Annotated in this window: 13 protein-coding genes; 6 read left to right on the forward strand and 7 right to left on the reverse strand. The window is 61.9% G+C overall.

Going from position 1 to position 12110, the window contains the following annotated elements:
* Positions 1-463: 463 nt before the first annotated feature.
* The gene (locus tag DK391_RS42360; protein ID WP_109483977.1) at positions 464-1297 is read right to left on the reverse strand and encodes an NAD(P)-dependent oxidoreductase; all 834 of its coding nucleotides are present in this window, start codon (positions 1295-1297) and stop codon (positions 464-466) included.
* Between the two features lie 168 nt (positions 1298-1465).
* Between DK391_RS42360 and DK391_RS42365 the strand changes: the two genes are divergently transcribed.
* Complete coding sequence (locus DK391_RS42365; protein ID WP_109483978.1) at positions 1466-2458, forward strand: LacI family DNA-binding transcriptional regulator; 993 nt, start codon at positions 1466-1468, stop codon at positions 2456-2458.
* A 70-nt stretch (positions 2459-2528) separates the two neighbouring features.
* On the opposite strand, the gene DK391_RS42370 is transcribed toward DK391_RS42365, so the two are convergent.
* Positions 2529-3818: an MFS transporter gene (locus DK391_RS42370; protein ID WP_109483979.1), complete on the reverse strand. Its 1290-nt coding sequence runs from the start codon at positions 3816-3818 to the stop codon at positions 2529-2531.
* 454 nt (positions 3819-4272) lie between these two features.
* On the opposite strand from DK391_RS42370, the gene DK391_RS42375 reads away from it, so the two are divergent.
* The gene (locus tag DK391_RS42375; RefSeq protein WP_109483980.1) at positions 4273-4767 is read left to right on the forward strand and encodes a septal ring lytic transglycosylase RlpA family protein; all 495 of its coding nucleotides are present in this window, start codon (positions 4273-4275) and stop codon (positions 4765-4767) included.
* Between the two features lie 100 nt (positions 4768-4867).
* Here the strand turns inward: DK391_RS42375 and DK391_RS42380 are convergent, their stop codons facing one another.
* Positions 4868-5272 carry a cupin domain-containing protein gene (locus DK391_RS42380; RefSeq protein WP_109483981.1) on the reverse strand — a complete coding sequence of 135 codons (405 nt, stop codon included), beginning with the start codon at positions 5270-5272 and terminating at the stop codon, positions 4868-4870.
* Between the two features lie 10 nt (positions 5273-5282).
* Entirely contained in the window at positions 5283-5609 is a 327-nt protein-coding gene (locus DK391_RS42385) for a carboxymuconolactone decarboxylase family protein (protein ID WP_109483982.1), read from the reverse strand.
* Positions 5610-5711: 102 nt separating this feature from the next.
* Here DK391_RS42385 and DK391_RS42390 point away from each other — a divergent pair, with 102 nt between their 5' ends.
* From DK391_RS42390 to DK391_RS42400, 3 genes are all read left to right on the forward strand, one after another.
* The gene (locus DK391_RS42390; RefSeq protein ID WP_109483983.1) at positions 5712-6605 is read left to right on the forward strand and encodes a LysR family transcriptional regulator; all 894 of its coding nucleotides are present in this window, start codon (positions 5712-5714) and stop codon (positions 6603-6605) included.
* 122 nt (positions 6606-6727) lie between these two features.
* The gene (locus DK391_RS42395; RefSeq protein WP_109483984.1) at positions 6728-7051 is read left to right on the forward strand and encodes a hypothetical protein; all 324 of its coding nucleotides are present in this window, start codon (positions 6728-6730) and stop codon (positions 7049-7051) included.
* Positions 7052-7145: 94 nt separating this feature from the next.
* On the forward strand, positions 7146-7439 hold the full coding sequence (locus DK391_RS42400; protein WP_204117536.1) for a hypothetical protein: 294 nt from the start codon (positions 7146-7148) through the stop codon (positions 7437-7439).
* A gap of 164 nt (positions 7440-7603) precedes the next feature.
* On the opposite strand, the gene DK391_RS42405 is transcribed toward DK391_RS42400, so the two are convergent.
* A complete protein-coding gene (locus tag DK391_RS42405) occupies positions 7604-7897 on the reverse strand; it encodes a hypothetical protein (RefSeq protein ID WP_109483985.1) in 294 nt (97 codons plus the stop codon).
* A gap of 227 nt (positions 7898-8124) precedes the next feature.
* On the opposite strand from DK391_RS42405, the gene DK391_RS42410 reads away from it, so the two are divergent.
* Positions 8125-8451, forward strand: coding sequence for a hypothetical protein (locus DK391_RS42410; protein ID WP_109483986.1), 327 nt, complete (start codon positions 8125-8127; stop codon positions 8449-8451).
* Between the two features lie 37 nt (positions 8452-8488).
* Here the strand turns inward: DK391_RS42410 and DK391_RS42415 are convergent, their stop codons facing one another.
* Positions 8489-8737: a hypothetical protein gene (locus DK391_RS42415; RefSeq protein ID WP_109483987.1), complete on the reverse strand. Its 249-nt coding sequence runs from the start codon at positions 8735-8737 to the stop codon at positions 8489-8491.
* Positions 8738-8835: 98 nt separating this feature from the next.
* Positions 8836-11373 carry a PAS domain S-box protein gene (locus tag DK391_RS42420; RefSeq protein ID WP_109483988.1) on the reverse strand — a complete coding sequence of 846 codons (2538 nt, stop codon included), beginning with the start codon at positions 11371-11373 and terminating at the stop codon, positions 8836-8838.
* Positions 11374-12110 lie beyond the last annotated feature (737 nt).

Raw genomic sequence — 12110 nt, forward strand, 5'->3', positions numbered from 1 at the left:
CGTCTCAGTGAGCCTTACCAGTTCGGCCCAGGCCGCCCAGGTGGCAAACGGTGTGTCGGCTGTCGCGCCTTATACGCTCCACTCCGGACTGAAAAGCAAAGGCGGTGTGTCTCGTAGGATCGCCGACGCGTAATGCGCGACAACCTACACACCGTTTGCCACCTGGGCTGCAGTGACGGGTCGTTGCCGCTAGCTTTGCTACGGGTGATTGAAGCGGGGGAGGCGCCTATAAAGAGCGCTGGCAGCGGGCATCGAGAAGGGCGATGCCGCGGACAGGACGGGGCCGTTGGGGGCCCGCAGGCAATAAGAAGTGCTGGCGGTGTTAGCCCGCTTTCTTTTGCCTACTTTTCTTTGCGGCGGCAAAGAAAAGTAGGTGCCGCCCCGCACAGGGGCAACGCATGAAGAACCGATAACAAAGAGCGGATGCCACCGCATAACAAAAAACCGCAGACACCGTCGACTATTACCCCTTACGCTCCAATATCTCCCCAACCACAAACGCCCCTCCCTGAAACCGCTGCGCCGGATCATCATAATTATCCGTCGGCGCGCTAACAGGAAACCGCTCAGCAAACTGCGTCGAACTATCACGCGGCCGAAACCCAAGAAAATTCGCCTTAGTGTTATCCCACCACTTGACAGGATTATCCGACGCGCCATACACAACAGCATGCCCGACACGATTAGTGAACAGCGAACACCGCACGAGTTCGATAAAGTCACGATAGCTGAGATACGTCACGAGCATGCGTGGGTTCTTGGGTTCTTCGAACGACGAACCAATCCGCAAACACACCGTCTCGATCCCAAACCGGTCGAAGTAATACCGCGACAGCGATTCGCCAAAGCACTTCGTCACGCCGTACAGGCTGTCCGGCCGCTGCGGCGAGTCCGCATCGAGCACCTCGGTGACAGGATGAAAACCGATCGCATGATTCGAGCTCGCGAACACCACGCGCTTCACACCATGCCTGCGCGCAGCTTCATACAGGTTATAGGTGCCGCGAATGTTGGCTTCGATCAGATCGTCGAACGGTGCGTCGATCGAAATGCCGCCCAGATGCACGATCGCATCGACGCCTTCGACCATGTGCATCACCGCTTCACGGTCAGCCAGATCGACCACGCTCGCTTCTTCGTGCGCGGCGGCCGCGCTCAACGGCACGATGTCGCTCACGCGCACGATGTCGGCCCACGCGGCCAGCGCATCACGCAACTGGCGGCCCAGATTGCCGCCCGCGCCCGTCAGCAGCAGACGGCGAAATGGCTTGCGCGACGCAGAAGTTGTCTCGTTCATTGCTTGATCCTTCGATAAATTCAGGAAAACGTTTTCCTACTATAAAGGTGACGCCATCGCGGCGTCAATCGCGGTTTTCGACAGGGCCGGGCGCGCTTTCAAGGTGCTATCGCGCGTCGCCTTTTCTGCGACAATCCGCTTACGGCAAAAGAAAACGTTACCCTCCGTATGAAAAAAGTTTCCCCGACGATTCGCGACGTAGCCGTCGAGGCGGGCGTCTCGGTTGCGACCGTGTCCAAGTACATCAACGGCGCGCAGCGTTTTTCGCCTGCGGTCGAAGCGCGCCTCAAGGAATCCATCGAGCGGCTCGGCTATCGCTCGAACCCGCTCGCGCGCTCGATGATCACGGGCCGCACGCGCACCATCGGTCTCGCCATCCTCGACATCAGCAATCCGCACTTCACGAACGTGGTGAAGGGCGCCAACCGCGTCGCGCTGCAGCACGACTACACGCTGCTGCTGGTCGACACGGAAGAGAACCAGGCGCGCGAACGCTCGCTGATCGAAGCGCTCGCGCAACGTGTCGACGGGCTGATCATCAGCTCGCGGATGCCCGACGAAGAATCGCAATGGATGCTCGAGCTGAACAAGCCCGTCGTGCTGTTGCGTCACAGCCCGAGCCTGCCGATTCCGAGCGTCGGCATCGACAACCGGCTTGCCACCTACATGCTCACGCGCCATCTGTTGAACCTCGGGCATCGGCAGATCGCCTATCTCGGCTTCGGTCAGGCGCGCGTCAACGACGAACGGATTCGCGGTGCGCGCGAGTGTCTCGACGAAGCCGGCCTCACGCTCGCCGTGCACGATGCGCACGCGCCCACTGCGAAGGCCGGCGAGCAGGCCTGCTCGCGCGTGATGCTGGGACCGCAGCGGCCGCAGGCGGTGATCTGCTACAACGACCTGATCGCGCTCGGCTTCATGAAAGAGGCGGCGTCGCTCGGTTTCAGGCTGCCGCGCGATGTGTCCGTCACCGGCGTCGACAACGTGCCCTACGGCGAGTACGCCGCGCCCGCGCTCACCACCGTGGACATCCAGAGCGAGAAGATGGGCGAACTGGCGATGCAGAAGCTGATCGACGGTCTTGCCGGCAACACCGAAGCCGATCATTCGATGTTCGAGCCGCGCCTGATCGTGCGCGAATCGACGGCCTCTTGCAACTGACGGCCGATTCGCAGGATCGAGGCATCGCGCGGCGGCATGCGCGCCGCGCGATGCAACGCGGCACGCCATGTCAGGCTTCGAGCTTCGCGGGCGTCATGCGCGGCGTCAGCAGATGCATGACGACGAGCGCGACCAGATAGGCGAGTGCGCCGATGGCGAACAGCACCCAGTAGTGGCCCGTGCGTTGCAGCACCTGGCCGATCACTTCGGAGAACAGCACGCCGCCGACCGAACCGGCCATCCCGCCGATACCGACCACAGCGCCGAGCGCGCGGCGCGGGAACAGGTCCGATGCCGTCGTGAACAGATTTGCCGACCAGCCCTGGTGCGCAGCCGCCGCAAGACCGACGATGCCGACCGCAACCCACAGATTGTCCACTTGCGACACGAACGCGATAGGCAGCACGCAGCACGCGCAGATCAGCATGGCCGTCTTGCGCGCAGCGTTCACGCTCCCGCCCTTGCGCAGCAGCGAAGACGAAATCCAGCCGCCGCCGATACTGCCCACCGTCGTGATCGCATAGATGACGACGAGCGGCAAGCCGATATGCTGCATGTCCATGCCGCGCGATTCGTTGAGCCACTTCGGCAGCCAGAACAGGTAGAACCACCACACCGGATCGGTCAGGAACTTGCCGATCAGGAACGCCCACGTTTCGCGCTTGCGGATCAGTTGGCCCCAGCTCGGCGCGCCTGCGTTGGCGTTGCGGGCGTCGAGCGAGTCGGCGTCGTCGCGTGTCTCTTCGAGTGCCTCGTCTGCGTTGCTGCCGTCATTCGAGCGGTAGACCACCAGCCAGACGGCCAGCCACACGATGCCGATCGCACCGATGATGACGAACGCCGCGCGCCAGCCGTAGATCACGGCGATGGGCGGAATGATGGCCGGTGCGAACACCGCGCCGATGTTCGCGCCCGAGTTGAAGATGCCCGTGGCGAGTGCGCGTTCGCGGCGCGGAAACCATTCAGCCGTGGTCTTGATCGCGGACGGGAAGTTGCCGCCTTCGCCGATGCCGAGCAGCGCCCGCACCATCGCGAAGCCCATCACCGAGCCGACGGCCGCGTGCAGCATGGCGGCGATACTCCACACCAGCATCGCGGCTGCATAGGAAATGCGCGTGCCGAGCCAGTCCACTACACGCCCGAAGAACAGCAGGCCGATTGCATAAAACGCGGAGAAGGCGATCACGATGCGGCCGTACTGCACCTGCGTCCAGCCGATTTCGTGCTGGAGCAGCGGCGCGAGCAGACCGAGAATCTGCCGGTCCATGTAGTTGATGACGGTCGCGAAGAAAAGCAGCGCACAGACGGTCCAGCGGAAGCGGCTGGCGACGCGCACGACGCCGACGACGGCAGATTGCATGTATGTCTCCGTTCGCGGCATCGCTCGTCGCGCCGCGGTCTTTTTCATGGCCGGCGACGAGCGCCGGGCGGATCTGCATCGCGCGATGTGTCCTGCGCGGGCAATTTTCCGTCACGTTTGGAAAACGTTTTTCTAAGAATAGGCGTTTTATCGCGGCTTGGCTAGTACGTGTTTTCCGCGATATGCGGTGGGAGGGTGCTTCTATGGGGATGTGGAGAGCGGTTGCGGAAGTTAATCGTTTTCTTTTTTTGCCGTATGGCGACAAGTTTTGACGTGTCGGAACGTATCCTGATGTTCCGACCGTGTCGCTCCGCTCGAGCTTTCACCGCAGAAGCCATGCGGAACGGCAATTGCGTATACCTCCGCATAGCGGTTGCGAACGGGAACGGTGCGGTAGCGAATCCGTGCTGACAGCAGACTCCCGCGCGATCGTCGCCAGCGCGAGGAGGGCAAGATGAAGAACAGCAAGATCCGCAAGTTTCTGCTTTTCATCCTGCCCTGTTGCCTGAGCGTTGTTCATGCGGCGCAAAACCCGGCGCCCGGCGTCGACAGGCAGACGAGCCCGGCAACCACAAACGCAGGCGCGCCCGAACACAAAAGCACGCCGCGCGCCGGCACGGATCGAACGGGTAAGGCGCGCCACGGTAAAGCGTCCTACTACGGTCCGGAGTTTTATTCGAAGAAGATGGCCGACTCTACGCCTATGGATCCACAATCCAATGCTGCCGCGAGCAAGACCTTGCCGCTCGGCACCAAGGCTCGCGTGACGAACCTGAAGAACGGAAAAAGCGAGGTGGTGGAGATCAGAGACCGGGGACCGTACGTGAAGAACCGGATCGTCGATGTATCGCCAAAGACGGCCGACGATCTCGGCTTGAAGAAAGAAGGCACCGCTCCCGTCGAGGTCAAACCCTTGACGGTTCCGGCGGCGGCAAGCGGCGCGCAATAAAAGCAGCAGTGAGCGCGGCTGCGCAGCTAAAACGACTGCCGCGCGATGCGGCATCGTCGTGCGGCAACCGTCCTCACCCTTGCCGCGCCCAGAGCCTGCATCAGCGAGGCCCGATCAGATACTGCTCGTCCGTGACAGGCTCGAGCCAGTGGACGTTCTTGCCATCCAGCGCTTCCTGAATCGCGATATGCGTCATCGAGGTGGTCGGCGACGCGCCGTGCCAATGCTTATGACCCGGCGGGCACCAGATCACATCCCCCGCGCGGATCTCGACAATCGCCTCGCCTTCGCATTGCGTCCAGCCGCAACCTGCCGTCACGATGAGCGTTTGACCCAACGGATGCGTATGCCAGTTCGAGCGAGCGCCGGGTTCGAACGTGACGCTGGCGCACGAGACGCGCGCCGGCGGTTCCGGTGCATGCAATGGATCAATGCGCACGGTTCCCGTGAACCATTCCGCCGGGCCTTTGATCGAGGGCTGAGAGCCAGGTCGTTTCAGATGCATGCGTGATTCCTCATTCAGCGGCTGTGGGAAAGAGCTCTTTGAGCTTCGTCACGGCCGACATCGCGCTGGGCCATCCAGCGTAGAAGGCGAGATGCGTCGTCATCTCGACGAGTTCGTCGTGCGTGACGCCGTTTCTGATCGCGAGCGGCAGATGAAAGCTCATTTGCTCGACTTTGCCGAGCGCGATGAGCGCCGCGCATGTCACGAGGCTGCGATCCCGCTTCGACAGTTGCGGCCTTTCCCATACATCGCCGAAAAGCACTTCGTCACTAAGCTCGGCCAGCTTCGGCGCCACTGCACCGAAGGCCTGGCGAGCAGCCACAGGTTTGTCCGACATATCGTTCCCACAATCGAAAGTTGCTCAGAGGGCATTCTGACGCCCGGCGCGTTCATCTACTAGGCTGTAAAATCGGCAAAGACTTATGAACGAGGTGCATGAATGCTGCGTGAGAACGTAACGGACCTGCTTGCTTTTATTGCCGTCGCCCGCGAGGGAAGTTTCACCCGTGCCGCTGCAAAGCTCGGCATGTCCCAGAGTGCGCTCAGTCATTCGATGCGGGCATTGGAGGAGCGCATGGGTGTCAAGCTTCTCAGCCGCACGACCCGAAGCGTGGCGCCGACTGAAGCGGGCGAGCGCCTGATGCAATCGGTTGCGCCGCGTTTCGAAGAAATCGAGAGCGAACTCGCCGCGGTGGTCGAGACGCGCGACAAGCCGGCCGGCTCGATCCGGATTACCGCCACGGACTACGCGATCGATACCGTCCTGTGGCCACGTCTCGCAAAGGTTCTTCCCCGGTATCCGGACATCAAGGTTGAACTGGTGGTGGACTACGGTCTCACGGACATCGTCACCGACCGCTTCGACATCGGCGTGCGATGGGGCGATCAGGTCGCCAAAGACATGATCGCGGTGAGGATAGGTCAGGACGCACGCCTGGCCATCGTGGGGTCGCCGGACTATCTGTCGAGGCATCCCGCGCCGAAGCATCCAAAGAACCTGATCGATCACGATTGCATCAGGCTGCGTCTGCCGACACATGGCGGAATCTACGCGTGGGAGCTAAAAAAAGGCACGCGAAACATCCAGGTGCGAGTGGACGGGCAGTTCACGTTCAACGGCGCGTATCAGATGCTGAACGCGGCAATCGACGGCGCAGGCCTGGCGTTCGTGCCGGAGGATCTCGCGGCACCTCACGTCGCCGCGGGTCGCCTGGTGTGGGTGCTGCCGGACTGGTATCCGACGTTTCCCGGACTGCACATTTTCTATCCCAACCGTCGCGAATACTCCCGGGCGCTGACGATCGTCGTCGACGCATTGAGAGCGGCCTCGTAAATGGTTCGAGCGGTGGAAACAATCCGTTGCAGAAGTCACAAGTGCAGCGTCATCAAGACGACGGGATGCGACGTTGAGGAGATGAACGGCAGCAAGCCGTCCTTCAACGACAGGAGATAGTCATGAACCCGCTCAAACTGGCCGCAGTCGGTGCACTCTTCATCACCTTTGCAGGTGCCGCGTCCGCCGCGACGAACTGGGATGCATCGCATCCTCGCCGGGCGGAGGTGAATAGCCGTCTGGCCAATCAGGACCGCAGAATCCACCAGGAAGTCCGGCGCGGCGAAATCAGCCATGCGGAAGCTGCCCGCCTGCATCGCGACGACCATCAGATCCGTCACGAAGAACGTCTGATGGCAAGTCAGGATGGCGGACACATCACCCGCCAGGAAGATCGTGCGTTGAATCAGCAGGAAAACCGCGTGAGCCGCCAGATCGGTCAGTGAGCGATCAGTGAGTTTTTGCCTGCGTTGCCGCGATGTGCAGGCGTTCGCGTCAACGCAGCCGACGCCAACCCGAAACTTTCGGCTGGAGCACGCAATGAAACCCGCGGGTTCGCGCTCGCTGCGGGAGCAGGTGCAGAAATGGCTTGCTCCCAACGCGACCGCCTCGGTCCGAGTCGTACGTTACGGTCGACTGCACCGGTCGAAGACCCGGTATGTCGTCGTCGAAACCGAGGCGATCTCGGGGCCGCGTTCGATGTACTTCTTTTTACACGCCGATGGGAGCTGGAACGTGTTCCCACCTGCGGCTGCCCGATGGGTTCGACCCGAACTGGCCGGCGAGCCCGGGAAAACGCAGGAGGACGCCCTTCACGCCGTTCCCGGTGGTTGAAGTGGACGTGTTAGTACAGGCACCTCCCGCCGGACAAGCGGCTCGCCTCGGCTTCACGCTGGATGCATTCAAGATCCGGGCCATCTCGAATCGAAACAGATTCCCAACGATGGTGCGATGCATCCTGAAAGCGTTTCCAGTCCTTGAATTGTCACGCCGGACGCCTACGGTTGCTGTTGGCTGGACTTGGGCGCCATCGCGTTGTCGTCGGCGGCCATGCCGGGCATGTCGGTTTGGCTCATGCCGGTGGTATGCGAAATATCGCCGGGGTCCCGGTTCCATGGGCTGGAAACGGGCTCGCTGTGATGCGTCATCCCGGCTGTGGCCGCGCCATGAGAGCCGCCGCTCCCGTTCGAGCCGTTGCCGTTCCCGCCAGCGTAAGCGCCCACTGCGGCACAGCCGCACACGACGGCCACGATCGCCCGTCCCAACCGCATTTTCAGTGTTTCGTTCGACATTGCATGACTCCTCGATGTGGCCGCGCGCAGGCGGGCGGCGCTGGATTCAACGAGCCGCCAGACGAGGCGGGCACCGTGACCTGATATACGGTGCGAGGCATGCTACGGATGCAGCCGCCGTGCCGTGTCATGCGTAAGGCAAAGTCTTTCGAACGTGGGTTGTATTGTGGAGAACGCGGGCTGTATGCTGTAAAAGCGCAACCACGCTAACAGCACTGGGGCAAAAAATGACCACGAATTCCGCCAAGCTCCCACCCGACGTGGAAGCACTGTCGACCTTGTCAGAGTATCTCGAGCGGGCGCTCGACAAGGCGCTCAGCCTGATCATGCTGCGCACGGGCGTCGAGGACGCCAGGCTGTATCTCGGTGACGTGAGCGCACCGAAAGAGGAATGGGCGAGTTGCGGCACCATTCATCGTGACCTGTCGGACGCGATACTGGAGGCGACCCAGTCGGGCCTCAATCGCCTCAGTATCGGCGGGCAGGCGTATCGATTTACGCGCGTGTTCGCTCAGGCGGAGAACCGGGGGGCAATCGTCTTCACGCCAGCGTGACCCGGCGTCGCGCACAGCGCGCTGCTGAATGCGCTGCTCAACTTGGAAGCAGCACGGGCAGTTGTGACACACGCCCTGTCTGCACGTCGAGCCACATTTGCCGTCCACTTGCCGAATGGCTGTAGACGAGGGCGCGCATGTCGCGATGCATGCCGAGAAAGCCCATCAGCGCACGCACGTTGCGCTTGCCGTGATAGCGCAGCGAGCGCGACGTCTCGCCGTTGACGATAACCACGGGATTGATCCGCACGAGCCGCGCAATGAGTTCAGGGTTGACTGTGTTCACGTTCGATCCTCGAATGAAGGCAGTGTCTTCGCTAACGTCTCCGTGGTGTGGCTTCTTGAGTGTTAGGAAGGATCGGTAAGCGTGCGCGTTGCCGTACGTTAGTCGTGAACATGCTTCACGGCGATCTGCAGCACGCCTTCCAGTTCGGGCAAATCGACAGGCTTGGTCAGATGCAGATCGAAGCCCGCCGCCTCCGTTTTGGCGCGGTCCTCGCTGGTGCCGAGTCCCGTCATCGCGGCGATGACCGCGCCCGGTGCCGTGAGCGCATTGCGGATATGCGGCAGCGCTTCGAAGCCCGTCATCTTCGGCATCGACAGATCGAGCAGCACGAGATGCGGCTGCAGCGTCTGCGCCAGTTCGATAGCAGCCGCGCCGTCGTACACCGCATGCGCTTCGTGACCGAGCACCTGTACGAGCGTGGCCATGCTGTCGGCGGAATCGACGTTATCGTCGACCACCATGACTTTGAGATCGACCGGCAGTGACGAGGCGGGTTCTTCGTCATGTGCACCTACGTCGACGATCTCGCGACTGCATTCGGGCAGCCACACGGTGAACACGCTGCCTTTGCCGCGTCCTTCGCTATGCGCTTCGATATGGCCGCCATGCAGATCGACGATGGCGCGCGCCAATGTCAGCCCGATGCCGAGACCGCTTTTGTCGGCCTGTTCCTCTGTGGGCGTTTCCTGCACGAAGAGATTGAAAATCGCATCGATTGCATCGTGATCGATGCCGCGCCCCGAATCATGAATGCGGATCGCGAGCAACCGCCCCGAGCGGAACACATGCAAGCCGATCGCCGCACCCGCCGGACTGAATTTCGACGCGTTGTTCAGCAGGTTCTGCACCACTTGCACCATGCGCGTGAGATCGCCTTCGATATACATCGGCGAATCGGGCATCACGACATCGAGTTTCTGCCCACGTGCAGCCAGCAGCGGTGCGCTGCCTTCGATGCTCAACTGCGCGATGGCCTGCATCGACACGGGCTTCGGTTCGATCTGCACGCGCCCGAGCGTGACGCGCCCGGCGTCGAGCAGATCGTCGACGAGGCGCGTCAGATGCGACAGTTGCCGGTCGATCAGTTCGTGCTCGGGCACGAAGGCCTGATGATCGGCCGTCTTCAGTTGCAGCATGCTGACGGCATTACGCAGCGGCGCAAGCGGATTGCGCAGTTCATGACCGAGCAGTGCGAGGAACTGGCTCATGCGCTGGCTCGACGCTTCGAGTTCTTCGAGCCGCCGCCGCCGCGACATGTCGCGCGTGATCTTCGCGAAGCCTTGCAGCGCGCCGTTCGGATCGCGTAGCGCCGTGGGGATGATGTTGGCCCAGAAGATCGTGCCGTTCTTGCGCACGCGCCACTCTTCCGTTTCGACGCGGCCTTCGCGCGCGGCGAGTTCGAGGTCGCGCGTCGGCCTGCCCGCCGCGACATCTTCCGGCGTATAGAACAGCGAGGCCGGCTGACCGATCACCTCATGCGGCGCGTAGCCCATCACCTGCGTCGAACCTGCGCTCCAGGTGGTGATGTGGCCATGCGCATCGAGCATGGTGATCGCGTAGTCCTTGATCGCATCGACCAGCACACGAAAGCGCTTGTCGAGTTCGCGCGCGTTGAAGCGCTCGGTGACATCGCGAATGAAATACGCGAGTTCGGTGTGTCCGTCGTATTGAACGGGGCACGCGGACAGTTCAGCGGGAAATTCGTTGCCGTCGATGCGCCGCGCGATCAGTTCCGTGCGGCTGCGATGCAGGGGCGTTTCCGTGTGTGCGTCGGGCGAGATCCTGAACACGTCCAGTTCGGCGTAACGCGGCTTGCAGCGCGCGGGAAAGAGCATGTCGAGCATTGGCTTGCCCATCACAGCGTCGCGCGCGTAGCCGAACGTACGCGTCGCGGCGTTGTTCCATTCGATGATGATGCCGTCGGCATCGGTGCAGACGAAGGCATCGTGCGTCGTGTCGAGCACGAGACGGCGGCGGCGCAGCGAGGCTTCGAGTTTGCTGTCGGCGGCTTCGCGCAGGCTGATTTCGGTGCGCAGCCGCGCGATGGTGATGGTGTTCTGCTCGATCAGCGCGCGGTTTTCTGCGAACACGCGTTGATGCGCCATGCCGGATGCGACCAGCGAGGTGATGCGTTCGAGCGTTTCGATGTCTTCGAAAGAAAATGCGTCGGTGCGGCTTGCCATCAGTTTGACGACACCGGCCACTTCGGACTGGTAGAGCAGCGGTGCGACCACCATCGAGATTGCGCCGACGCGTTTGCAGGCGGCTGCATCGACGCGTGGATCGTCGGAGGTATCGCTGCTGTATAGCAGGTGTTTTTCGAGCGAGCACAACCCGGACAGACTGCCGTCGCGTTTCAGGCGCAGGCCGACGTGATGCGCGATGGTGCCGCTGCACGCGCGGTACACCATCTCATCACCATCGACCCATTCGACGACGGACGCATGCGCGGCGGGCACGAGTTCCAGCAGGGAATCGGTGACGAGGGACAGAAAGCGATCGAGGTCCAGTTTTGCCGCGGCGATTCTGGAGTGCGCGTCGATCAGCTTTCTCAAACGGGCGTTTGCTATGCGCTCGCGGTTGAGTTGGGCGGAGGTTTCTGTGGTGTCGAGTTGTCGGTCCTGGCTGGCATTCATCGTGGGCGGTTCCTTCGATTGACGCCAGAGGCGGATGAGGGGGATCTATGCATGCTGCATTGGTTTGCGGCGATCGGTGTGTTTAATGTTTATACACGGTTGGGGGAGGGGTGCTCAAGGAGATGGTTTGGGTTTTTGGGGTAGGGGTCGGTGCTGGTGTTGGCATTCGCGATTTCTTACTGGTACTTCATGCGTCGCCCCTGTGCGGGGCAGCACCTACTTTTCTTTGCAGCGGCAAAGAAAAGTAGGCAAAAGAAAGCCGCTAACACCACCCTCTACGGTCCTTGCCTGCGGGCCCCCAGCCGGTCCTATCCTTCGCACGGCATCGATTCTCTCGATGCCCGCTGCCAGCGTTCTTAAAGAGCGCACCACCCGCTTCGCGCCCCCGCGTCTCAGCGCGCCTTACCAGTTCGGCCCCGGCCGCCCAGGTGGCAAACGGTGTGTCGGCTATCGCGCCTTATACGCTCCACTCCGGACTGAAAAGCAAAGGCGGTGTGTCTTGTAGGATCGCCGACGCGTAATGCGCGACAACCTACACACCGTTTGCCACCTGGGCTGCAGTGACGGTTCGCTGCCGCTGGCTGCGCTACGGGTAATTGGAGTGGGTGAGGCGCAGATAAAGAGCGCTGGCAGCGGGCATCGAGAAGGGCGATGCCGTGGACAGGACGGGGCCGTTGGGGGCCCGCAGGCAAGAACTAGATCTGGCGGTGTTAGCCCGCTTTCTTTTGCCTACTTTT

Origin of the sequence: Paraburkholderia sp. C35 (genome assembly GCF_003121405.1) — a bacterium.
GTDB lineage: Bacteria > Pseudomonadota > Gammaproteobacteria > Burkholderiales > Burkholderiaceae > Paraburkholderia.